The following is a 21,817-nucleotide window of genomic DNA, read 5'->3' as shown; positions in this document are numbered from 1 at the left end:
TATAAGGGGATCTGAAACCCCGTCAACCTTTAATTTCAAGAAAGTGTCATCAGCCTGAAAACAAAGCGGGGAGGCCTGCCGGCCTCCCCGCTTCTTATATAGCCACCGCCTTACAGGCTAGGGAACGCGAACTGCGACGCCTCATGGCTTGCGCGTTGCGGCCAACGCTGGGTGATCGCCTTGCGACGGGTATAGAAGCGCACACCATCCGGACCGTAAGCATGCAGGTCACCAAACAGCGAACGTTTCCAGCCACCAAAGCTGTGATAGGCCACCGGCACTGGCAGCGGCACGTTGACACCTACCATGCCCACTTCGATCTCGTCGCAGAACAGACGCGCCGCTTCACCGTCACGGGTGAAGATGCAGGTCCCGTTGCCATACTCATGATCGTTGATCAGCTGCATGGCCTGCTCCAGGCTGTTCACACGCACCACGCACAGCACCGGGCCGAAGATCTCTTCTTTATAGATGCGCATCTCCGGGGTCACCTTGTCGAACAAGGTGCCACCCACGAAGTAACCATCTTCATTACCGGTTACACGCAAGCCCCGGCCATCCACCACCAGCTTGGCACCAGCAGCAACACCGTCATCGATGTAACCCACTACCTTGTCACGGGCAGCAGCCGTCACCAGCGGCCCCATGTCCAGGCCACAGGACGTGCCGGCACCGATCTTCAGCGCCTTGATCTGTGGCTCGAGCTTGGCAATCAGGGCGTCGGCCACCTGGTCACCCACACACACGGCCACCGAAATGGCCATGCAGCGCTCGCCGCAAGAACCATAGGCAGCCCCCATCAGCGCGCTGACCGCGTTGTCGAGGTCGGCATCCGGCATCAGCACGGCATGGTTCTTCGCACCGCCCAAGGCCTGGACGCGCTTGCCACGCTTGGTTCCCTCGGCATAGATGTACTCGGCGATCGGGGTCGAACCGACGAAGCTCAGGGCTTTCACCTCCGGCGCCTCGATCAGCGCATCGACCGCTTCCTTGTCGCCATGCACGACATTGAGGATGCCCTTGGGCAGACCGGCCTCCAGCAACAGCTGGGCAATATAGAGGGTAGAGCTCGGGTCACGCTCGGACGGTTTGAGGATGAATGCGTTACCACAGGCGATGGCCAGCGGGTACATCCACAGCGGCACCATGGCCGGGAAGTTGAACGGGGTGATACCCGCCACCACGCCCAGCGGCTGGAAGTCGGACCATGCATCGATGTTCGGGCCAACGTTGCGGCTGTACTCACCCTTCAGTACTTCTGGTGCAGCGCAGGCGAACTCGACGTTCTCGATACCGCGCTTCAGTTCGCCCGCAGCATCTTCCAGCGTCTTGCCGTGCTCCTCGCTGATCATCTGCGAGATCTTCGCTTCGTTTTGCTCAAGCAGCTGCTTGAAACGGAACATCACCTGGGCGCGCTTGGCCGGTGGGGTATTGCGCCAGGCCGGGAAGGCGGCCTTGGCCGAATCGATGGCTTCCTGGACGGTGGCGCGGCTGGCCAGCTCGACCTTGCGCACGGCCTGGCCGGTGGACGGGTTGAAGACATCGGCGGTGCGTTCGCCCTTGGTGACCAGCTCGCCGTGGATCAGGTGCTGAACAATGCTCATGCAGAACTCCAGATAAAGAAGGTAGTGCCAGGCCCGTGCCGTTCACGCGCCTGGCATCAGAATCAGAAAGATCAGTCGACTTTGTTGAGGGCTTCGCCCACCGCGTCGAACAGGCGGTCCAGCTCCTGCGGCTGGGTATTGAAGGTTGGTCCGAACTGCAGGGTGTCGCCACCGAAGCGCACATAGAAGCCGGCTTGCCACAGCTTCATCGCGGCCTCGTAAGGACGGACGATGGCATCACCGTCACGCGCGGCAATCTGGATCGCGCCGGCCAGGCCGTAGTTGCGGATATCAACGATGTTCTTGGTGCCCTTCACGCCGTGCAGCAGCTTCTCGAAGTGCGGCGCCAGTTCGGCGGCCGACTGCACCAGGTTCTCTTTCTGCAGCAGGTCCAGCGCGGCGATACCGGCGGCGCAGGCGACCGGGTGCGCCGAGTAGGTGTAGCCGTGGGGGAATTCCACCGCGTACTCAGGGGTCGGCTGGTTCATGAAGGTCTGATAGATCTCGCCAGTGGCGATCACCGCGCCCATCGGGATGGCACCGTTGGTGACCTGCTTGGCGATACACATCAGGTCCGGGGTCACGCCGAAGGCCTCGGCACCGGTCATGGCGCCCATGCGGCCGAAGCCGGTGATGACTTCGTCGAAGATCAGCAGGATGTTGTGCTGCGTGCAGATCTCACGCAGACGCTTCAGGTAACCCTTCGGCGGCGGCAGCACGCCGGCGGAACCGGCCAGTGGCTCGACGATCACCGCGGCGATGTTCGAGGCATCGTGCAGTTCGATCAGCTTGAGCATCTCGTCGGCCAGGGCGATACCGCCCTCCTCCGGCATGCCCTTGCTGAAGGCGTTGACCGGCAGCACGGTGTGAGGCAGGTGGTCGACGTCCAGCAGCTGGCCGAACATCTTGCGGTTGCCGTTGACGCCGCCCAGGCTGGTGCCGGCGATGTTCACACCGTGGTAGCCACGGGCACGGCCGATGATCTTGGTCTTGGTGGCCTGGCCTTTCAGGCGCCAGTAGGCACGAACCATCTTCAGCGCGGTGTCGGCGCATTCGGAGCCGGAGTTGGTGTAGAACACGTGGTTCAGGTCACCTGGCACCAGGTTGGCGATTTTCTCGGCCAACTGGAACGACAGCGGGTGGCCGAACTGGAAGGCCGGGGAGTAGTCGAGCGTGGCCACCTGGCGGGCCACCGCGTCGCTGATTTCCTTGCGGGTATGCCCGGCGCCGCAGGTCCACAGCCCCGACAAAGCGTCGAAAATCTTGCGACCCTTGTCATCGACCAGATAGTTGCCTTCTGCCGCCACGATCAGGCGCGGGTCGCGCTGGAAGTTGCGGTTGGCGGTGTAGGGCATCCAGTGGGCATCCAGCTTGAGCTGGCTGGCCAAGCCGGAATGGACGGTTTCGGGCATGTTCATCGGCGGTTCCTCGGAAGACGATTAGGCAACGATGGATGTTGTTGCAGCTAAATTCGCACGGGGATAAAGTCCGGAAAACCCAACATTTCTAATCTTCAGTCAGCAGATAACTAAACAAATGAGCCGACGCCCCGATCCCCTCGCCCAAGTCAGTGATTTCGATATTCGTCTGCTGAAGATCTACCGCAGCGTGGTGGAATGCGGCGGCTTCTCAGCGGCGGAGAACGTGCTGGGTATTGGCCGCTCGGCGATCAGCCAGCAGATGAACGACCTCGAGCAGCGCCTGGGCCTGCGCCTCTGCCAGCGCGGGCGCGCCGGTTTCTCGCTCACCGAAGAGGGCCGTGAGGTCTACCACTCGGCCTTGCAGCTGCTCAGCGCCCTGGAATCGTTCCGCACCGAGGTCAACGGCCTGCACCAGCATTTGCGCGGCGAGCTGAACATCGGCCTCACCGACAACCTGGTGACCTTGCCGCACATGCGCATTACCCACGCCCTGGCCGAACTGAAGGACCGCGGCCCCGACGTGCGCATCCAGATCCGCATGATCGCCCCCAGCCAGGTCGAACAAGGCGTGCTCGACGGCAGCCTGCACGTCGGCGTGGTGCCGCAGACCAGCCCGCTGTCGGGGCTGGAGTACCAGCCGCTGTACAGCGAGCGTTCGCTGCTTTATTGCGCGGTCGGCCACCCGCTGTTCTACGCCGAAGACCAACAGGTCGACGACCAACGCCTCAACAGCCAGGACGCCATCGCCCCGACGTTCCGCCTGCCCGCCGATATCCAGGCGCATTACCAGGCACTGCACTGCACCGCCAGCGCATCGGACCGCGAAGGCATGGCCTTCCTGATCCTCACCGGGCGCTTCATCGGCTACCTGCCCGACCACTACGCCAGCTTCTGGGTACAGCAGGGCCGCCTGCGCGCGCTCAAGCCTGCGCAACGCTTCTACGACCTGGGCCTGAGCTGGGTCACGCGCAAAGGCCGACGTCCCAACCTGGTACTGGAAAGCTTCCTCGAGAGCCTGGCTGCGACACGTTGATACTTATCCAGGCCGCAAATGCTTGTCACTTCGGCACAGGCAGGTAATCTGTCGAACATTCGTAACGACCCGTCCGGAATCGTCCATGACCCTAGAAGTCCCTGCGCATCGCTCCCCCGCCTCGGGCAAGCCCGCCGGCCGCATCCGCCAGAAGAACGAGCAGGCCATCATCCAGGCTGCCGAAGACGAATTCGCCCGCCACGGCTACAAGGGCACGAGCATGAACACCATCGCGCTCAAGGCCGGGCTGCCCAAGGCCAACCTGCACTACTACTTCACCAACAAGCTGGGCCTGTACATCGCGGTGCTGAGCAACATCATCGAGCTGTGGGACAGCACCTTCAACGCCTTGAGCGTCGACGACGACCCCGGCGAAGCACTGAGCCAGTACATCCGCACCAAGATGGAGTTCTCCCGGCGCAACCCGCAGGCCTCGCGGATCTTCGCCATGGAAGTGATCAGCGGCGGCGAGTGCCTCACCGAATACTTCAGCGCCGACTACCGCGAATGGTTCCGTGGCCGCGCTGCGGTGTTCCAGGCCTGGATGGAGGCCGGCAAGATGGACCGGGTCGACCCCGTGCACCTGATCTTCCTGCTGTGGGGCAGCACCCAGCACTACGCCGACTTCGCCACCCAGATCTGCCAGGTCACCGGCCGCAGCCGCCTGACCAAGCAGGACATGGAAGACGCGAGCAACAATCTTATCCACATCATTCTCAAAGGCTGCGGTATCAACGCGCCCGCCTGACCCGGACCTATGCCTTCTACCCTGCTCGACCTCTGCGAGTTCCGCGAGGAAATCCGCAAGAGCCGTTTCATCACCCTGGCCGGCCCGATCGCCAGCCCCGCCGAGGCAATGGCCTTCATCGAACGCCACAGCGACCTAGCGGCCACCCACAACTGCTGGGCCTGGAAGCTCGGTGGCCAGTACCGCAGCAGCGACGACGGCGAACCCGGTGGCACCGCCGGGCGCCCTATCCTCGCCGCCATCGAGGCGCAGGATTGCGACCAGGTGGTGGTACTGGTGATCCGCTGGTACGGCGGCATCCAACTGGGCACCGGCGGCCTGGCCCGCGCTTACGGTGGCGGCGCCAACAAATGCCTGCAGCAAGCCCCCAAACGGCTGCTGGTGCAGCGCAGCGAATTCACCTGCAGCTGTACCTTCAGTGAGCTGGCACTGGTCAAGCTGCGCCTGGCGGAGGTAGACGGCCTGGTGCTGGACGAGCAATTCACCGCCAATGGCGTCGACCTGCATATCGCGCTGGGCGATATACACCAGCACACCCTGCAACAACAACTGGCCGACCTGAGCCGCGGACGCATCCTGCTGGAACGCCACTGAGCCTTGCCCACAACTACTGTGGGCCCGCCTGTGGATAAGCTTGGGGCATTCTTGCCTAGGCCTTGTGCTTCAAGGGGTTCAGCGCATTGATCATATTTTGATCACAACAGTATGACAGTGACCCAAGTCACTGAAAGCCGGTGAGTTATCCCCAGCCTTTAACATCGGCATGTGCTGAAACCAGCGTTTCAGCGCGATATTGCTTGCGCACAATTACTGTGGAGCAGCCTGTGGATAACCCGTGAGCCAGTCTGCCAAAGCCTGATGCCATCGGCTTCGCAGCGAGCTGTTCATTTTTTGTACAGACCTCATCAGTCGCACAGGCCTGCGACGCAGTACTGGGATATGCTCCTCATCCACGCCCTGTGCACATGAGGGCGCCCACACTTTGCCGCGGGGCGAGCAGCCACTCGTTTCGCCCAATCAAGGAGCATCGCAATGACCGCGAACAAGACCGCCCTGATTATCGGCGCCTCCCGAGGCCTCGGCCTGGGCCTGGTACAACGCCTGCACGAGGATGGCTGGAACATCATCGCCACCGTACGTGATCCACAGCAGCCCGGCGCCCTCGGCGAGGTACCGGGCGTGCGTATCGAGCGCCTGGAGATGAACGACACCGCCCAGCTCGATGGCCTCAAACAGCGGCTGCACGGCGAGGTCTTCGACCTGGTGTTCGTCAACGCCGGCGTAATGGGCCCGCTGCCGCAGGACCTGGAGAGCGTCCAGGTGCCGCATATCGGCGACCTGTTCATGACCAACGCCGTGGCACCGATCCGCGTCGCCCGGCGCCTGGCCGACCAAGTGCGTGAAGGCACCGGCGTGCTGGCGTTCATGAGCTCTATCCTGGGCAGCGTGACCATCCCCGACGGCGGCGAGATCTGCCTGTACAAGGCCAGCAAGGCTGCGCTCAATTCGATGATCAACAGCTTCGTGGTCGAGCTGCAGCGCCCCGACCTGTGCGTGCTGGCCATGCACCCGGGCTGGGTGAAGACCGACATGGGCGGCGAGAACGCCGAGATCGACGTGCTCACCAGCACCCGCGGCATGCTGGAGCAGATCAAGGCCCAAAGCGGCAACGGCGGCCTGCGCTTCATCAACTACAAGGGTGAAGCACTTATCTGGTAAGCCCCGGGCGATGCAGGCCCGGTGGGCGCATTGCCCGGCCGGGCCCTGTAGAATAGCGGCCAACCGTACCTGATCGAGATTGCACACATGTATGACTGGCTGAACGCCCTACCCAAGGCGGAACTGCACATGCACCTGGAGGGCTCGCTGGAGCCCGAACTGCTGTTCGCCCTGGCTGAGCGCAACAAGATCGCCCTGCCCTGGGCGGATGTGGAAACCCTGCGCAGCGCCTACGCCTTCAACAACCTGCAGGAATTCCTCGACCTCTATTACCAGGGCGCCGACGTACTGCGCACCGAGCAGGACTTCTATGACCTGACCTGGGCCTACCTGCAACGCTGCAAGGCGCAGAACGTCATCCATACCGAACCCTTCTTCGACCCGCAGACCCACACCGACCGCGGCATCCCCTTCGAAGTGGTACTGCGCGGCATCGACCAGGCGCTCAAGGATGGCCGCCAGCAACTGGGCATCAGCAGCGGCCTGATCCTCAGTTTCCTGCGCCACCTGAGCGAAGACGAAGCGCAGGAGACCCTCGACATGGCCCTGCCGTTCCGCGACGCCTTCATCGCCGTGGGCCTGGACAGCTCGGAGCAAGGCCACCCGCCAAGCAAGTTCCAGCGTGTGTTCGACCGCGCCCGCAGCGAAGGCTTCGTGGCCGTGGCCCATGCCGGCGAGGAAGGCCCGCCCGAGTACATCTGGGAAGCCCTCGACCTGCTCCAGATCAAGCGCATCGACCATGGCGTACGTGCCATTGAAGATGAGCGCCTGATGCAGCGCATCATCGACGAACAGATCCCGCTGACCGTCTGCCCGCTGTCCAACACCAAGCTGTGCGTGTTCGACCACATGAGCCAGCACAACATCCTCGACATGCTCGAGCGCGGCGTGAAGGTCACGGTCAATTCCGACGACCCGGCCTATTTCGGCGGCTACGTCACCGAAAACTTCCACGCCCTGCACCAGCACCTGGGCATGACCGAGGACCAGGCTCGCCGCCTGGCGCAGAACAGCCTGGACGCCCGCCTGGTACGCTAACCCACCTGCCGGGCAGGAAGGCTGGCGATAGCGTTGATCTGCTGAAAGCCGAGCGGGGTAATATTCACCGCCCGGCTGCCTTCCTGCTCACGCACCCAGCCCGACTGCACGAACAGCTTGAGCAGGGCCTGCCCCAGGCTACCACCAAGGTGCGGCCCCTGATCGCTCCATTCGCTGCAATGGCAGATCACACAATCACGTGGCTGCCCATGTGCCAGCGCATCGATGTAAAGCCCTATCGCCTGCAGCCGTTGCCGGCCGTCCTGGCTCACGAACAGATACTGCTCGCTGCCTTCCAGCCATCCGGCGGCAAGCAGGCGCTGGTACAGCTCGGCGACCACTTCGCCGCCCAGGTGATCGCCGCACAGGCGCGCCTTGCGCATGGCCAGCGGTATCTGCAGTGGCGTGCCGGCGTGGGCTCCTGCACGGCTCTCCAGCTGCACGCTGGCCAACGCCTCCACCGCCGCGATCACCTCCGGGTTGGCAAGACGATAGAAGCGTTTGCGCCCGCGAATTTCCAGCCGCAGCAAACCCGCGCCGGCCAGCAGGGTCAGGTGCGAACAGGCCGAGGAGGCGCTCAGGCTGGTCATGCTCGCCAGCTCGTCCGCCGCACGCGGAGTACCATCGATCAGTGCCCACAACATGGCACTGCGTTTGGGGTCAGCCATCAGGCCGGCGGCCTGGCTGATACTGTGGACTGCATTCATCAACCTGCTCCCTGAAAGTTCTCGTCTGAAAAACCAGCGCGAACCTGCCGGTCTCATCAAGGTGGCCCAGACGAGGGTGTCGATGAATGATCGGCGAATGGTGCGATACCCCTGCGCATCCCTGAGCGCGGTTCGCCCTTCTGGCAGGGAAGTATCTCTGGCTGGCACTGGCTGCCGGGAGCAGTATAAGCCGCGTGAAAGCACGCGCCCTGCCCCTGCTGGAGCCCAGCCGCAGGGGGGGCACCTGGCGCTCACGGTCGGCGACAGGCACTTGGCAAAGCCCTTTCCCCCGTGCAACAGCGCCCAAAGCCTGCAACGGCTTTGCGCCCCAGTTGTACCGCCCGACAATACCGACAGTTCCCTACATAACTTTCGCGTATCAAACCAGAAAGCTTCCCCGCTCCTGCCCGCCATGACCGTCAGTCCGGGTAATGATGTCGGTCATGGCGAGCGCCTTTAGCGGCGCTAAACTTCATCGGCGCTCGCTCACTGGAGGTGGATCGCGATGAAGATTGTCGTCTGTGCGTCGAACCGAAACCCCAATTGCCCGTGGCAGGTCCAGCTCGATCAGCACGTCGTGAGCTTTCGCAGCGAAAGCGAAGCGCGTGCCTTCGTCGCCCTACTGGAAACGCGGCTCAATGCCCCCCACCCACTCACGCCGAGCGCCTGGCCTGCAAGCGCCGGGTCAGCACTGCGACACTGACCACCAGTGCGCCGCACAGGCTGATCACCAACGCCATGGGCACCGCGCTGCCGTCGTGCAGCACGCCAACCAGCGCCGCCGCACCAGCGGCGACGCTGAACTGCAGGCAGCCCATCAATGCCGAAGCACTGCCGGCCCGCGCACCCTGCCCGCTCATGGCGCAGGCCGAGGCGTTGGGGATGATGCATCCCAGGCTGGAAATGCACACGAACAGCGGTACCAGCAACGGCCACAGAGCAGTCGGGTGCAGCGCCGCCACCGCCAGCAGCACCAAGGCAGCCGCCAGGTACAACCAGACCGCACGGGCCAGCAGGAAGGCGGGGCCACGCTTGGCCAACAAGCGGGCATTGACCTGGGCCATGAGAATGAACCCTGCGGCGTTGCTACCGAACAGCCAGCCATAGTGCTCCGGCGGCACGCCGTAGAGCTTGATGAACACGAACGGCGAACCGGCGATGTAGGCGAACATCCCGGCAATGGCGATGCCACCTGTCAGCGCATGGCCAACAAAAGCCCGGTCGGCCAGTAACCGCAGGTATTGGCGCAAGGCGCCAGACAAGGGTTGGCGCGGCACATGCGTCGGCAGGCTTTCCGGCAAGCCCAGGCCAACGGCCAGCAAGCACACGCCGCTGAACAGGCTCAAGGCAAGGAAGATCGATTGCCAGCCGGCCACGTTCACCAGCACGCCACCGAGCATTGGCGCCAGGATCGGCGCGAGCCCCATCACCAGCATCAACTGCGAGAACACCTTGGCCGACGCCACCGCATCGCACTTGTCACTGACGATCGCCCGCGACAGCACCATGCCGGCGCAGCCACCCAGTGCCTGGACGAAGCGCGCCACGATGAGGCTGTCGAGCGTAGGCGCGTAGGCACAGGCCAGCGACGCCACGGTGAACAGGCCGACCCCGAACAACAGCGGGATGCGTCGGCCAAAGCGGTCGGCCACCGGGCCGTAGGCCAGCTGGCCCAGCGAGAGACCGAGGAAGTAGGCCGCCAGGGTGGTCTGCACGTGCTTTTCGTCGGTAGCGAAAGCGTGCGCCATGGCGGGGAAGGCAGGCAGGTAGAAGTCGATCGCCAAAGGCCCGAACGCACTGAGGGCGCCGAGGATCAGCAAGGTTCGCAGGTTCATGAAGAATCCATAGCAGGCTAAGCAAGTGCGTTAGTCTACCTGCTGTGGATCATCCAACGTTGAAAACCTTTGTAATAATTGGGGGCGTCGAACGCCCCCTGGCAGCCGTCAGGCCACCTCGGCCTGGTAGCCTTCTTCGCGGATCGCCGCAATGATCTGCTCGGCAGCCAGTGCACTCTCCACCCGCACCTGCCGCGCCGCCAGGTCCACCTCCACCCGCGCCGCCGCATCCTGCGCCTGCACCGCCCGGGTTACGCCCTTCACACAATGGCCGCAGGTCATGCCTTGTACATTGAACACTTGCATCGAGGTTGCCTCCTTCAGGGTTTTTCGCAGTCTCAGCCTTGCCCTCGGGGCAAGGTCAAGTTCTGCCTGCAACGGCCGGGCTGGAAATCTGCGCGCGGCTCGGCCAAGCTGCGCCTTTGACGTTTTTGCCAGCAGGAGATTCTTCATGATCAGGACCGCACTGACCCTCGCCGGATTGCTGGGCGCGCTGGCCACGGTGCCACCGGCCAGCGCCGAGGGCAATTCGGACTACAGCGTGCTGATCATTTCCCGGGAGCGCCTGGAAGTGGCCACCAGTTGCGAGATCGGCATCTACCTCAACGATCAGCTGTCCGGCCGGTTGTTCCAGGAGCAGTCGACCTCCTTCAACCTGCCCGCCGGCCCGATCGATGTGCGCCTGCGCCTGTTGCCCGGACAGAGCCCCGGTTGCGCCCCCGGCGTCGAGGACCAACGCAGCACGCGCCTGACGTTGCAGGCGGGCCAGATCAACAAATACCGCATTGCCATGGGGCACAGTGGCCTGGTGCTCAAGCGAGCCAGCCTGGGCTATTGACCTTGCCAGCATGGCAAGGTTGATGCTGCTGGCTTGTCCACGGAGGAAAGAGCCATGTCCGCATCCACCACCTTCGACCTGCCGATCGCCGGCATGACCTGCGCCAGCTGCGCAGGTCGGGTCGAGCGCGCCCTGCGCAAGGTCACCGGCGCAGAACAGGTCAGCGTCAACCTCGCCACCGAACAGGCCCGGGTCCAAGCCCCGGCCGACAGCCTGCCGGCGCTGGTCGACGCGGTGCGCGAGGCGGGCTACAGCGTGCCCACCCGCACCCTCGAACTGCAGATAGGCGGCATGACCTGCGCCAGTTGCGTGGGCCGTGTCGAGCGCGCCCTCGGCAAAGTGCCGGGGGTCGAGCAGATCAGCGTCAACCTGGCCAGCGAACGCGCCCACCTCGAAGTGCTGCAGGCCGTCGATGACGCCGCGCTGATCGCCGCGGTCGAGCAAGCCGGCTACAGCGCCACCCTGCCACGCACCGCGCACGATGACCTGGCCCTGGCACAACACCGCTTGCGCAACGAACGCCTGGCCGTCGGTGCCGCCCTGCTGCTGGCGCTGCCATTGGTGCTGCCGATGCTGGTGCAGCCGTTCGGCCTGCACTGGATGCTGCCGGCCTGGGCGCAGTTCCTGCTGGCCACTCCGGTGCAGTTCATCCTCGGTGCACGCTTCTACGTCGCCGCCTGGAAGGCCGTGCGCGCCGGGGCCGGCAACATGGACCTGCTGGTCGCCCTCGGCACCAGCGCCGGTTACGGCCTGAGCCTGTACCAATGGGCCAATGCCCATGCCGGCATGGAGCCGCACCTGTATTTCGAAGCCTCGGCGGTGGTGATTGCCCTGGTACTGCTCGGCAAATACCTGGAAAGCCGCGCCAAGCGCCAGACTGCCAGCGCCATCCGCGCCCTCGAAGCACTGCGCCCGGAGCGAGCGCTGCGGGTAGTCGATGGCCATGAAGAAGACGTGGCGATCAGCCAGTTGCGCCTGGGCGACCTGGTGCTGGTCAAACCTGGCGAGCGCTTCCCGGTCGACGGCGAAGTGCTCGAGGGCAGCAGCCATGCCGACGAAGCGCTGATCAGCGGCGAAAGCCTGCCCGTGCCCAAACAACCCGGCGATACAGTCACCGGCGGCGCCATCAACGGCGAGGGCCGGCTGCTGGTGCAGACCCGCGCCCTGGGTACCGAAACCGTGCTGGCGCGCATCATCCGCCTGGTCGAGGATGCCCAGGCAGCCAAGGCACCGATCCAGAAACTGGTCGACCGGGTCAGCCAGGTATTCGTCCCCGCCGTGCTGGTGCTGGCGCTGCTCACCCTGGTGGGCTGGTGGCTGGCCGGCGCGCCGCTGGAAACCGCGCTGATCAACGCCGTCGCCGTGCTGGTGATCGCCTGCCCCTGCGCCCTTGGCCTGGCAACGCCCGCCGCGATCATGGCCGGCACCGGTGTCGCTGCCCGCCACGGCATCCTGATCAAGGACGCCGAAGCGCTGGAGCGCGCCCATGCGGTCAACCGCGTGGTATTCGACAAGACTGGCACCCTGACCTCCGGCAGCCCACGCATCGTCCACAGCCAGGCGGCCAGTGGCGACAAGGGTGAACTCCTGCGCCTGGCCGGGGCCTTGCAACGCGGCAGTGAACACCCCTTGGCCAAAGCGGTACTCGACGCCTGCGCCGAGCAAGGCCTGGATGTACCGCAGGTGAATGACAGCCAGTCCCTGACCGGCCGCGGTATCGCCGGCCTGGTGGGCGGCCGCGACCTGGCGCTGGGCAACCGCCGCCTGCTCGATGAAAGCCAACTGCAGCCCGGTGGGCTGGCGGCCAGTGCCCAGGCCTGGGAGGCCGAGGGCCGCACCCTGTCCTGGTTGATCGAACGGGGCAGCCAACCCCGCGTGCTGGGCCTGTTCGCCTTCGGCGACAGCCTCAAGCCCGGCGCTGCCCAGGCCATCGACGCCCTGCACGCCCGTGGCATCAGCAGCCACCTGCTGACCGGCGACAACCGGGGCAGCGCCAAGGTCGTCGCCGACGTCCTGGGCATCGACGATGTGCATGCCGAAGTGCTGCCGGCCGACAAGGCCGCCACCGTGGCCAGGCTCAAGCAGGATGGCGTGGTGGCCATGGTCGGCGACGGCATCAACGACGCCCCCGCCCTGGCCGCCGCCGACATCGGCATCGCCATGGGCGGTGGTACCGACGTGGCCATGCAGGCCGCCGGCATCACCCTGATGCGCGGCGACCCGCGCCTGGTGCCCGCCGCACTGGAGATCAGCCGCAAGACCTACGCCAAGATCCGCCAGAATCTGTTCTGGGCCTTCATCTACAACCTGGTCGGCATCCCCCTGGCAGCCTTCGGCTACCTCAACCCGGTGCTGGCCGGCGCCGCCATGGCCCTGTCCAGCGTCAGTGTGGTCAGCAATGCCTTGTGGCTGAAAACCTGGAAACCCACCGGCACCGACCAGGAGGCGCCATGAACATCGGCCAGGCCGCCCGCCACAGCGGGCTCAGCGCCAAGATGATCCGCTACTACGAGTCCATCGGCCTGCTGCGCCCGGCCATGCGCAGCGACAGCGGATACCGCCTCTACGGCCCGGAAGACCTGCACAGCCTGGCGTTCATCAAGCGCTCGCGTGACCTGGGCTTTTCGCTGGATGAAGTGGCAAAACTGTTGACCCTGTGGCAGGACCGGCAACGCGCCAGCGCCGACGTGAAGGCGCTGGCCACCCAGCACATCGATGCGCTCAACCGGCGTATCGAAGAGCTGGTCAGCCTGCGCGATACCCTCGGTGAGCTGGTCGCCCATTGCCAGGGCGACGACCGCCCGGATTGCCCGATCCTCAAGGACCTGGCCAATGGTTGCTGCCACTGAGCCCAGGCCAGTGCGTGGGAGCGGGCTTGCCCCGCGATCGGCCGCTTTGGCGCCATCGCGGGGCAAGTCGCAGCGGCGCACCGCCGCTCCCACGTCCTCTTGCCTCTCAATCGCCATGCTTGGTATGCCATATTAGCCAACCCCGACCGATTCCCCCTCAAACACCCGTTTCATCCAATAAATACGGGAATTTTCCTTCAAGAAACCCAGACGCTGCCGATGCCCTGAGTACCTGCCTCGTGTATCGAAAAAAATAATCTGGGAGCGTGGATGAACATCAAGCAAAAACTGACCTGGGCGTTCGCCGTCATTGCCGGCCTGCCCATCGTCATCGTCGCCACCTTGGTGGTGGTCAACCTGCGCGGTGAAGCCCGCGACGATTTCCTCGACAACAGCAGCCGGGAAATCCGCCAGGTCGGCAACGCCATGAACCTGTTCTTCCAGGGCATCACCCAGAACGTCGACTACCTCGCCGCGCAGCCGTTGGTGGCCGCCAGCGCCGACAACGTGAAAAAGCACATCAGCGCCGATGCCGCCAACATTGTTCCCGGCGAGCAGGACAAGGCCCTGTTCGACCTGTTCAGCCGCCTGGCCCAGAGCCACCCGGACTACGCCTATGTGTCCTATGGGCTGAAGGACGGTGGCTACGCGTTCTGGCCCGGCGATCCGAAAATGGCCAACTACGACCCACGCACCCGCCCCTGGTACCAGGCCGCCATGGCCAACCCTGGCAAGACCCTGCGTACCGCGCCTTACTATTGGGCCGGTGACGACGCCGTACTGGTCAGCACCGTGCGCGCCGTGGCCAACCAGCTGGGCAACCCGGGTGGCGTGGTCAACATCGACGTGTCGCTCAAGGGCCTGACCGAGATCGTCAAGCAGATCAAGCTTGGCGAAAGCGGCTACCTGATCCTGATGGAAAACAACGGCAACGTGATGGTCGACCCCCGTGACGCCAGCCACAACTTCAAGCAGCTTTCCAGCTTTGGCGATGGCTACGCCGACCTGGCCAAGGCCGGCAAAGGCCTGGTCGAGGTCGAGATCAACGGCGAGCGCTTCATGGCCAACGTCTACCCTGACGAGCGACTGGGCTGGACCTTCATCGGCCTGATCCACGAAAGCGAAGTGATGCAGACCACCACCCGCCTGACCTGGCTGATCGGCGCCGTGGCGCTGATCCTCGCCGCCGTGTTCGCGGTGGTCGGCGCGGCTTTCGCCAAGCTCATCGTGCGCCCGATCAACAGCGTCACCCATGGCCTGGAAGACATCGCCCAGGGCGAAGGCGACCTGACCCGCAGCCTGGAAATCCGCGGCCGCGATGAAACCGCGCAACTGGCCAGCTGGTTCAACCAGTTCCTCGGCGCCATTCGCAGCCTGATCCAGCACATCGGCGCGGCGGCCAGCAAGATCCTCAGCACCTCCAGCAGCTCGACCCGGGTCTCCGCCGACATGAGCGAAGCCGCCGGGCGCCAGCGCGAAGCGGTGGACATGGTCTCGACCGCCTTCCACGAAATGGTCGCCACCGCCAACGAAGTGGCGCGTTCGTGCAGCCAGGCCGCGCAGTCGGCCGACAGCGGCCAGCAGCAGGCCCGCGACGGCCAGCAGCAGATCGACGCCGCGGTGCAGAGCGTCGACCGCCTGAGCCGTGAAATCGAGCAGTCGGCGCAGTCGATCCAGCAACTGGAACGCGACAGCAATGCCATCCAGTCGATCCTCGGCACCATCCGCTCGATCGCCGAGCAGACCAACCTGCTGGCGCTCAATGCCGCCATCGAAGCCGCCCGCGCCGGCGAGCAGGGCCGTGGTTTTGCCGTGGTCGCCGACGAAGTCCGCGCCCTGGCCAAGCGCACCGCCGACTCCACCGCCGAAATCGACGGCCTGCTGGGCAACCTGGCCAGCCGCACCGCCGAAGTGGCCGAACAGATGCACGCCAGCATCGAGGTGTCGCAGCAGTCGGTCAGCCGCATCGGCCTGGCCCGCGACAGCTTCGGCCAGATCCGCGAATCGGTGGATGTGATCCGCGACATGAACACCCAGATCGCCACCGCCGCCGAAGAGCAGCACCAGGTGGCCGAGGACATCAACCGGCACATCAGCCAGATCCATGGCGATGCCCAGCTGGTGGCCGAGTTGGCCCAGGCCGCGCGCCAGGACTCCGAGAGCCTGGCCGGGCTGTCCAATGAGCTGGATGCGCTGGTGCGGCGCTTCCGCACCTGACCGCATCGCGGGGCAAGCCCGCTCCCACGTTGGACTGCCCCCAAAAAGTTGGAAACCAATCCAACCCTTGGGGCAGCGTGGGAGCGGGCTTGCCCCGCGATGGATTCAGAGCCTCAACTCCCCCGGCGTAGCCCCGAACAACTGCTTGAACGCCGCAATAAAGGCCGACGTGGAGTCATAGCCACACCCCAACGCCGCATCCGTCACACTCTCCCCCGCCTCCAGCAGCGCCAGCGATGACAGCAGACGCATACGCTGGCGCCAGTTGCGAAAACTCAACCCCGTCTCACGCTGGAACAAACGCATCAAGGTCTTCTCCGACACCCCCAACTGCACGGCCCATTGCTGCAAGGTCTGCGGCTGGTCGGGCGCGGCGATCAGCCCGTTGCACAGCGCCAGCAGGCCGGGATGGCGGGGCAACGGCAGGGAGAACGCGACTTGCGGCAAGCAGCGCAACTGGTCGAGCAGCACCGCCACCAAGCGTGCCTCGGCACTGTCGCCTTCGGGGTAGTCCACGGCAAAGGTGCAGAATTGCTTGATCAACTCCCGCGCCAGCGGCGTCACCTCCAGCACCCGGCACTCCTGTGTGGCCCAGGGGCAGGCATCGCGGCGCACGTACAGGCTGCGCATCTCGGCCTGCATCGAAGTCACCACCTCGTGCTCGGCCCCCGCCGGTATCCACACCCCCCACTGCGGCGGGGCGAAGTAGCTGCCGTCATGGGTATAAACGCCAAGCACGCCGCTGATGGCATAGGAAAACTGCACCCAGTCATGCTGGTGGCGCGTGGTCCAGGAGCCGGCGCCGAGGCTTTCGGCACGGGCGTAGAGTGGCCTGGGCAGATGGTCCAGGACGGGGATGGGGCGCGGAGCGCGGGTCTGTCCGACAGTCGGCATGGCAAGGCCTGTTGTTGCTGATCGGACAAGACTAACAGCCCCGCGCCGGCTTAGCGCTCGACAATAGCCGTCACCCCTTGCCCGCCCGCCGCGCAGATCGAAATCAGCCCACGCCCTTTACCGCGCCCGGCCAACAGCTTGGCCATGTTGGCCAGGATGCGCCCGCCGGTCGCCGCGAACGGATGCCCGGCGGCCAGCGAGCTGCCCTTCACATTGAGCTTGCTGCGGTCGATGGCCCCAAGCGGTGCGTCCAGCCCCAGGCGCGTGCGGCAGTATTCGGCGTCCTCCCAGGCCTTGAGCGTGCACAGCACCTGCGCGGCGAAGGCTTCATGGATCTCGTAGAAATCGAAGTCCTGCAGGGTCAGGCCGTTGCGCGCCAGCAGCCGCGGCACCGCATACACCGGCGCCATCAGCAGGCCCTCCTGGCCGTGAACAAAATCCACGGCGGCGTTCTCGCCATCGACCAGATACGCCAGCACTTCCAGGCCATGGGCCTGCGCCCAGTCATCACTGCCCAGCAGCACCAGGGAGGCGCCATCGGTCAGCGGCGTGGAGTTGCCCGGCGTCAGGCTGCCCTGGCCGCTGCGGTCGAACACCGGCTCGAGCTTGGCCAGCTGTTCCAGGGTGAGGTCGGGGCGCAAGTTGTTGTCGCGGGTCAGGCCCAGATAGGGCGTCAGCAGGTCGTCGTGCCAGCCTTCGGCGTAGGCGGCGGTCAGGTGCTGGTGGCTCTCGAGCGCCAGTTCATCCTGTGCGGCCCGCTCGATGTGCCAAAGCTGCGCCATGCGTTCGCAATGCTCACCCATCGACAGCCCGGTACGCGGTTCACCGTTGCGCGGCAGTGCGGGCTTCAAGTGCCGTGGGCGCAACTTGAGGAAGGGCTTGAGGCGCTCACCCAGCGTGCGGCCACGGTGGGCCTGCAGGAGGATCTGGCGCAGGCCCTCGTTGACCGCGATCGGTGCATCGGAGGTGGTGTCGACGCCGCCGGCAATGCCGCTGTCGATCTGCCCCAGGGCAATCTTGTTGGCGACCAGCAACGCGGCCTCCAGCCCCGTGCCGCAGGCCTGCTGGATATCGTAGGCCGGGGTGCACGGCGACAGGCGCGAGCCGAGCACGCATTCGCGGGTCAGGTTCATGTCGTGGGAATGCTTGAGCACCGCCCCCGCCGCCACTTCACCGAGGCACAGGCCGTGCAGCCGGTAACGCTCGATCAGGCCCTCCAGCGCCGCCGTCAGCATCGCCTGGTTGCTGGCCCGAGCGTAGGCGCCATTGGAGCGTGCGAAGGGAATCCGGTTACCACCCAGGATCGCGACCCGGCGAGTTGAACGCATGCCTGTACCTCCAGAAGCAAATTGATCCGTAAGCGTAGTTCTTTTCGCCCGGTCGAACGCCCCTGCCACAAACATGGTCCACACTTGCATGCTTGCCTTCAGGGAGATCCGTACATGAGTGACCGCTATCTCGGCTTCGCCAACTCCAACCTCGGCCGGCGCCTGGTCGATGCCCTCGGCCTACCACGTCCGGCCCCGCTGGAACGCTGGCAGCCAGGCCGCCTGCGCCCGGTGGAAGGTGCCCTGGTGCTGGGCGGCGGGCCGCTGGCCAGGCAGGTAGAGAGCATTGCCCCGCGCCTGACCGCCGAATGCTACAGCTTCAATGACGACAGCCTGCAATCGCCGGCCTGGGTCGCCGGCCTTGGGCCAAAACCCAAGGCGCTGGTGTTCGATGCCAGCGCGCTGGCCGACAGCGACCAGCTCAAGCAATTGCGCGAATTCTTCCAACCGCTGCTGCGCAGCCTGGCGCCTTGCGCCCACGTGGTGATCCTCGGCCGCCCCCCGCAGGCCACCGACGACCCGCAGGCCAGCGTGGCCCAGCGTGCCCTTGAGGGCTTCAGCCGTTCGTTGGGCAAGGAGCTGCGCAATGGCGCCACCGCCAATCTGCTGTATGTCGGCGCCGATGCCGAGGACCAGCTGGAGGGTGCGCTGCGCTTCTTCCTTTCGCCCAAAAGCGCGTTCATCAGCGGCCAGGTCCTGCACCTGAGTGCCTGCGCCGCCCAGGTCGGTGACTGGACCCGCCCGCTCGCCGGGCGCCGGGCCCTGGTCACCGGCGCCGCCCGTGGTATCGGCGCGGCCATCGCCGAAACCCTGGCCCGTGATGGCGCCGAGGTGACCCTGCTCGACGTGCCCCAGGCGCAAAAGGACCTCGACGCCCTCGCCGAGCGCCTGGGCGGCCGTGCCCTGGCCCTGGACATCTGCGCCGCCGACGCCGCCACGCAACTGGTCGAGGCGCTGCCCGATGGCCTCGATATCCTCGTGCACAACGCCGGCATCACCCGCGACAAGACCCTCGCCAACATGACCCCGGAATACTGGGACGCGGTGCTGGCGGTCAACCTCAAGGCGCCGCAGGTGCTCACCCAGGGGCTGCTGGAGGCCGGCAAGCTGCACGATGGCGCACGCATCACCCTGCTCGCCTCGGTGAGCGGCATCGCCGGCAACCGTGGCCAGGCCAACTACGCTGCGAGCAAGGCCGGGCTGATCGGTTTTGCCCAGGCCTGGGCACCGACACTGGCCAAGCACGGCGCCAGCATCAACGCAGTGGCCCCCGGGTTCATCGAAACCCACATGACCGCCGCCATGCCCATGGGCCTGCGCGAGGCCGGGCGGCGCCTGAGCTCGCTGGGCCAGGGCGGGTTGCCGCAGGATGTCGCCGAAGCCATCGCCTGGCTCAGCCAGCCGGGCTCGGGGACGGTCAACGGCCAGGTCCTGCGCGTTTGCGGGCAGGCACTGATAGGAGCCTGACATGACCTTGACCTGGCATGACCTGCACAGCCCCGACGCACGGGCCAACCTGTACCTGCGCGCCCTGCGCAAACGCAAGATCAGCGCCACGCAGCTCCCCGAGCAAGGCTTGCGCTGCTTCCTGCGGGTCGACCCGAACCACCTGGCGGCCTACCGCCGGCTCTGTCACTTCCCCGACGATGGCCGCCTGCCGGGTACCTACCCGCACATCATGGCCTTCACCCTGCAGTTGCAACTGCTCACCGCCAACGCCTTCCCCTTCCCGCTGCTGGGCATGGTGCATCTGCACAACAGCATCGAAGTACTGCGCCCGCTCGGCGGCATCGACGGACTGCGCTTCGCCGTGCATGCACAGAACCTGCAGGCGCACGAGAAAGGCGGCACTTTCGACCTGATCACCGAGGCCGAGGATGGCCTGGGCCTGCTCTGGCGCGAGACCAGCCGCATGCTGGTACGCGGGCTGAAACTCGACGGCGCCGCACAGCCGGCCAGCGAAACCGAACCAGCCGAGCTGCCCGAGGCCACCCGCTGGTACGCCGACAGCGATATCGGCCGGCGCTACGCCCGGGTGTGCGGTGACTACAACCCGATCCACCTGAGCGCTGCCAGCGCACGCCTGTTCGGGTTCCCCAGGGCCATTGCCCACGGCATGTGGAGCAAGGCCATGGCACTGGCGGCGCTGCAGGGCCATCTGCCGAAGGCCGGCTACGGCTTCGAAGTGGATTTCCACAAGCCGGTGCGCTTGCCGTCGGAAGTGGTGCTCAGCGCCAGTGCCGCGGCGCCAACGGGTGAGCTGCGGTTGGATGGGCATGGCGGATTGCTGCACATGGTGGGGAACTGGCGTTCACTCTGATCATCGCGGGGCAAGTCGCATCGGCGCACCGCCGCTCCCACGCTTCTTCTTGGACTGCACCAAAAAGTTGGACACCAATCCAACCCTTGGGGGCAGTCCATCTCGTGGGAGCGGGCTTGCCCCGCGATGAGGCCACCACTGATGTCACTTGCTTTACCGTCGACCTCGCCGGAAGCTATGCGCCACGAGGAGAGCCCCGATGAACCTGCAAGAACTGACCGAACGCCTGCACCGGATCCGCGACACCAACGACTGGCGCGGCTTCCACAGCCCGAAGAACCTGGCCATGGCCGCCAGCGTGGAAATGGCCGAACTGGTGGAAATCTTCCAATGGCTGAGTGAAGACCAGTCACGCCAGTTGCCCCCGGAGCAGCTCGCCCATGCCGGCCAGGAAGTCGGCGACATCGTCCTCTACCTGTTGCTGCTGTGCAGCGAGCTGGGCCTGGACATGAACGAAGTGGTACGGGCCAAGCTGGCCGACAGCGAGAGGCGCTTCGGCAAATGAACGACCGTCACTTCGATGAACTGGCCACCCGCTTCGCCGAGAAGATCTACGGTGGCGCCAAGGGCGCGATCCGCCTGGCAGTACTCCAGGCCGACCTGGCCGACGCCCTGCCCGACCGCCCGCTGCGCATCCTCGACATCGGCGCCGGCCTGGGCCACATGGCCCTGTGGCTGGCCCAGCGCGGCCACCAATTGACCCTCGCCGAGCCCGCCGAGCCGATGCTCGAAGGTGCCCGTAGCCGCTTCGCCGAGGCTGGCGTGCAGGCCACCTTCATCCAGGCGCCGTGGCAGGACCTGCTCGGCCAGCTGACCGAACCCTACGACCTGGTACTGTGCCACGCCGTGCTGGAATGGCTGGCCGAACCCGAAAGCATCCTGCCGGTCCTGCACCAGCTGACCGCCCCCGGCGGCTGGCTGTCGCTGGCGTTCTACAACCGCGACGCGCTGGTTTACCGCAACCTGCTCAAGGGCCATTTCCGCAAGTTGCGCAGCAACCGCCTGGCCGGTGAAAAGCAGAGCCTGACCCCACAAAAACCACTTGATCCGCGCCAATTGCGGGCGCAACTTGAACCTCTGTGGCAGGTCGAAAGCGAAAGTGGCGTGCGCGTGTTCCACGACTACATGCCCAAGGAATTCCAGGACAAGGCCGAGCTGCTCGACCTGCTGGAAATGGAACTGGCGCACCGCCGTCACCCGAGTTTCGCCGGGCTCGGCCGCTACCTGCACTGGATCTGCCGCCCGCACTGACCCCAACGGCCAGGA

General features: G+C 65.4%; 21 protein-coding genes and 1 pseudogene. 15 read left to right on the top strand and 7 right to left on the bottom strand.

What is annotated here, in order from left to right; translation table 11 throughout:
- Positions 1–110: 110 nt before the first annotated feature.
- A complete protein-coding gene (locus tag F6X61_RS06045; protein WP_153785829.1) occupies positions 111–1,604 on the bottom strand; it encodes a CoA-acylating methylmalonate-semialdehyde dehydrogenase in 1,494 nt (497 codons plus the stop codon).
- Between the two features lie 71 nt (positions 1,605–1,675).
- Entirely contained in the window at positions 1,676–3,022 is a 1,347-nt protein-coding gene (locus F6X61_RS06040; RefSeq protein WP_153785828.1) for an aspartate aminotransferase family protein, read from the bottom strand.
- A gap of 118 nt (positions 3,023–3,140) precedes the next feature.
- Here F6X61_RS06040 and F6X61_RS06035 point away from each other — a divergent pair, with 118 nt between their 5' ends.
- From F6X61_RS06035 to F6X61_RS06015, 5 genes are all read left to right on the top strand, one after another.
- Positions 3,141–4,058 (top strand): LysR family transcriptional regulator, encoded by a 918-nt coding sequence (locus F6X61_RS06035; RefSeq protein ID WP_153785827.1) that lies wholly within the window; start codon positions 3,141–3,143, stop codon positions 4,056–4,058.
- A gap of 85 nt (positions 4,059–4,143) precedes the next feature.
- Positions 4,144–4,806 (top strand): TetR/AcrR family transcriptional regulator, encoded by a 663-nt coding sequence (locus tag F6X61_RS06030; protein WP_153785826.1) that lies wholly within the window; start codon positions 4,144–4,146, stop codon positions 4,804–4,806.
- Between the two features lie 9 nt (positions 4,807–4,815).
- The gene (locus tag F6X61_RS06025) at positions 4,816–5,400 is read left to right on the top strand and encodes a YigZ family protein (protein ID WP_153785825.1); all 585 of its coding nucleotides are present in this window, start codon (positions 4,816–4,818) and stop codon (positions 5,398–5,400) included.
- A gap of 438 nt (positions 5,401–5,838) precedes the next feature.
- A complete protein-coding gene (locus F6X61_RS06020; protein WP_153785824.1) occupies positions 5,839–6,525 on the top strand; it encodes an SDR family oxidoreductase in 687 nt (228 codons plus the stop codon).
- Positions 6,526–6,612: 87 nt separating this feature from the next.
- The gene (locus F6X61_RS06015) at positions 6,613–7,563 is read left to right on the top strand and encodes an adenosine deaminase (protein ID WP_153785823.1); all 951 of its coding nucleotides are present in this window, start codon (positions 6,613–6,615) and stop codon (positions 7,561–7,563) included.
- Here the strand turns inward: F6X61_RS06015 and F6X61_RS06010 are convergent.
- Positions 7,560–8,270, bottom strand: coding sequence for a helix-turn-helix transcriptional regulator (locus F6X61_RS06010; protein ID WP_153785822.1), 711 nt, complete (start codon positions 8,268–8,270; stop codon positions 7,560–7,562). The two genes, F6X61_RS06015 and F6X61_RS06010, sit on opposite strands and share 4 nt — an antisense overlap.
- 505 nt (positions 8,271–8,775) lie before the next feature.
- On the opposite strand from F6X61_RS06010, the gene F6X61_RS27215 reads away from it, so the two are divergent.
- Positions 8,776–8,973 carry a hypothetical protein gene (locus tag F6X61_RS27215; RefSeq protein WP_256671306.1) on the top strand — a complete coding sequence of 66 codons (198 nt, stop codon included), beginning with the start codon at positions 8,776–8,778 and terminating at the stop codon, positions 8,971–8,973.
- Here F6X61_RS27215 and F6X61_RS06005 read toward each other — a convergent pair.
- On the bottom strand, positions 8,924–10,105 hold the full coding sequence (locus tag F6X61_RS06005) for a multidrug effflux MFS transporter (RefSeq protein ID WP_153785821.1): 1,182 nt from the start codon (positions 10,103–10,105) through the stop codon (positions 8,924–8,926). The two genes, F6X61_RS27215 and F6X61_RS06005, sit on opposite strands and share 50 nt — an antisense overlap.
- A 108-nt stretch (positions 10,106–10,213) precedes the next feature.
- Positions 10,214–10,411, bottom strand: a complete 198-nt coding sequence (locus tag F6X61_RS06000) for a heavy-metal-associated domain-containing protein (protein WP_153785820.1) — start codon at positions 10,409–10,411, stop codon at positions 10,214–10,216.
- Positions 10,412–10,556: 145 nt separating this feature from the next.
- On the opposite strand from F6X61_RS06000, the gene F6X61_RS05995 reads away from it, so the two are divergent.
- From F6X61_RS05995 to F6X61_RS27515, 5 genes and pseudogenes are all read left to right on the top strand, one after another.
- Positions 10,557–10,943: a hypothetical protein gene (locus F6X61_RS05995; protein ID WP_153785819.1), complete on the top strand. Its 387-nt coding sequence runs from the start codon at positions 10,557–10,559 to the stop codon at positions 10,941–10,943.
- 54 nt (positions 10,944–10,997) lie between these two features.
- Entirely contained in the window at positions 10,998–13,397 is a 2,400-nt protein-coding gene (locus F6X61_RS05990; protein WP_153785818.1) for a heavy metal translocating P-type ATPase, read from the top strand.
- On the top strand, positions 13,394–13,792 hold the full coding sequence (cueR, locus tag F6X61_RS05985; RefSeq protein WP_153785817.1) for a Cu(I)-responsive transcriptional regulator: 399 nt from the start codon (positions 13,394–13,396) through the stop codon (positions 13,790–13,792). Before F6X61_RS05990 ends, cueR begins: the two co-directional genes overlap by 4 nt.
- A 270-nt stretch (positions 13,793–14,062) precedes the next feature.
- Positions 14,063–15,151 (top strand): annotated as a pseudogene (locus F6X61_RS27520) (cache domain-containing protein); the annotation flags it as partial.
- A gap of 90 nt (positions 15,152–15,241) precedes the next feature.
- Positions 15,242–16,009, top strand: a complete 768-nt coding sequence (locus F6X61_RS27515; RefSeq protein WP_371923660.1) for a methyl-accepting chemotaxis protein — start codon at positions 15,242–15,244, stop codon at positions 16,007–16,009.
- Positions 16,010–16,114: 105 nt separating this feature from the next.
- On the opposite strand, the gene F6X61_RS05975 is transcribed toward F6X61_RS27515, so the two are convergent.
- Positions 16,115–16,903, bottom strand: coding sequence for a helix-turn-helix transcriptional regulator (locus F6X61_RS05975; RefSeq protein WP_153785815.1), 789 nt, complete (start codon positions 16,901–16,903; stop codon positions 16,115–16,117).
- Positions 16,904–16,953: 50 nt separating this feature from the next.
- Entirely contained in the window at positions 16,954–18,231 is a 1,278-nt protein-coding gene (locus F6X61_RS05970) for an acetyl-CoA C-acetyltransferase (RefSeq protein ID WP_153785814.1), read from the bottom strand.
- A 114-nt stretch (positions 18,232–18,345) separates the two neighbouring features.
- On the opposite strand from F6X61_RS05970, the gene F6X61_RS05965 reads away from it, so the two are divergent.
- From F6X61_RS05965 to F6X61_RS05950, 4 genes are all read left to right on the top strand, one after another.
- Positions 18,346–19,698 carry a 3-oxoacyl-ACP reductase gene (locus tag F6X61_RS05965; protein WP_153785813.1) on the top strand — a complete coding sequence of 451 codons (1,353 nt, stop codon included), beginning with the start codon at positions 18,346–18,348 and terminating at the stop codon, positions 19,696–19,698.
- 1 nt (position 19,699) lies between these two features.
- Entirely contained in the window at positions 19,700–20,551 is an 852-nt protein-coding gene (locus F6X61_RS05960; RefSeq protein WP_153785812.1) for a MaoC family dehydratase, read from the top strand.
- Between the two features lie 199 nt (positions 20,552–20,750).
- The gene (locus tag F6X61_RS05955; protein WP_110992909.1) at positions 20,751–21,056 is read left to right on the top strand and encodes a MazG-like family protein; all 306 of its coding nucleotides are present in this window, start codon (positions 20,751–20,753) and stop codon (positions 21,054–21,056) included.
- Positions 21,053–21,802 carry a methyltransferase domain-containing protein gene (locus tag F6X61_RS05950; protein ID WP_153785811.1) on the top strand — a complete coding sequence of 250 codons (750 nt, stop codon included), beginning with the start codon at positions 21,053–21,055 and terminating at the stop codon, positions 21,800–21,802. The genes F6X61_RS05955 and F6X61_RS05950 overlap by 4 nt, the downstream gene beginning before the upstream one ends.
- Positions 21,803–21,817: the final 15 nt, after the last annotated feature.

The sequence above is a fragment of the Pseudomonas sp. EMN2 genome, assembly GCF_009650555.1.
In the GTDB taxonomy this organism is placed as follows: Bacteria; Pseudomonadota; Gammaproteobacteria; order Pseudomonadales; family Pseudomonadaceae; genus Aquipseudomonas; species Aquipseudomonas sichuanensis.
Note: the sequence above shows the minus strand (reverse complement) of the source record. Positions and strands in the feature narration are given on the sequence as shown.

Coding starts and splice junctions, on each gene's coding strand:
- F6X61_RS06045 (WP_153785829.1), bottom strand. CDS start 1,604: ATGAGCATTGTTCAGCACCTGATCCACGGCGAGCTGGTCACCAAGGGC.
- F6X61_RS06040 (WP_153785828.1), bottom strand. CDS start 3,022: ATGAACATGCCCGAAACCGTCCATTCCGGCTTGGCCAGCCAGCTCAAG.
- F6X61_RS06035 (WP_153785827.1), top strand. CDS start 3,141: ATGAGCCGACGCCCCGATCCCCTCGCCCAAGTCAGTGATTTCGATATT.
- F6X61_RS06030 (WP_153785826.1), top strand. CDS start 4,144: ATGACCCTAGAAGTCCCTGCGCATCGCTCCCCCGCCTCGGGCAAGCCC.
- F6X61_RS06025 (WP_153785825.1), top strand. CDS start 4,816: ATGCCTTCTACCCTGCTCGACCTCTGCGAGTTCCGCGAGGAAATCCGC.
- F6X61_RS06020 (WP_153785824.1), top strand. CDS start 5,839: ATGACCGCGAACAAGACCGCCCTGATTATCGGCGCCTCCCGAGGCCTC.
- F6X61_RS06015 (WP_153785823.1), top strand. CDS start 6,613: ATGTATGACTGGCTGAACGCCCTACCCAAGGCGGAACTGCACATGCAC.
- F6X61_RS06010 (WP_153785822.1), bottom strand. CDS start 8,270: ATGAATGCAGTCCACAGTATCAGCCAGGCCGCCGGCCTGATGGCTGAC.
- F6X61_RS27215 (WP_256671306.1), top strand. CDS start 8,776: ATGAAGATTGTCGTCTGTGCGTCGAACCGAAACCCCAATTGCCCGTGG.
- F6X61_RS06005 (WP_153785821.1), bottom strand. CDS start 10,105: ATGAACCTGCGAACCTTGCTGATCCTCGGCGCCCTCAGTGCGTTCGGG.
- F6X61_RS06000 (WP_153785820.1), bottom strand. CDS start 10,411: ATGCAAGTGTTCAATGTACAAGGCATGACCTGCGGCCATTGTGTGAAG.
- F6X61_RS05995 (WP_153785819.1), top strand. CDS start 10,557: ATGATCAGGACCGCACTGACCCTCGCCGGATTGCTGGGCGCGCTGGCC.
- F6X61_RS05990 (WP_153785818.1), top strand. CDS start 10,998: ATGTCCGCATCCACCACCTTCGACCTGCCGATCGCCGGCATGACCTGC.
- cueR (WP_153785817.1), top strand. CDS start 13,394: ATGAACATCGGCCAGGCCGCCCGCCACAGCGGGCTCAGCGCCAAGATG.
- F6X61_RS27515 (WP_371923660.1), top strand. CDS start 15,242: ATGAGCGAAGCCGCCGGGCGCCAGCGCGAAGCGGTGGACATGGTCTCG.
- F6X61_RS05975 (WP_153785815.1), bottom strand. CDS start 16,903: ATGCCGACTGTCGGACAGACCCGCGCTCCGCGCCCCATCCCCGTCCTG.
- F6X61_RS05970 (WP_153785814.1), bottom strand. CDS start 18,231: ATGCGTTCAACTCGCCGGGTCGCGATCCTGGGTGGTAACCGGATTCCC.
- F6X61_RS05965 (WP_153785813.1), top strand. CDS start 18,346: ATGAGTGACCGCTATCTCGGCTTCGCCAACTCCAACCTCGGCCGGCGC.
- F6X61_RS05960 (WP_153785812.1), top strand. CDS start 19,700: ATGACCTTGACCTGGCATGACCTGCACAGCCCCGACGCACGGGCCAAC.
- F6X61_RS05955 (WP_110992909.1), top strand. CDS start 20,751: ATGAACCTGCAAGAACTGACCGAACGCCTGCACCGGATCCGCGACACC.
- F6X61_RS05950 (WP_153785811.1), top strand. CDS start 21,053: ATGAACGACCGTCACTTCGATGAACTGGCCACCCGCTTCGCCGAGAAG.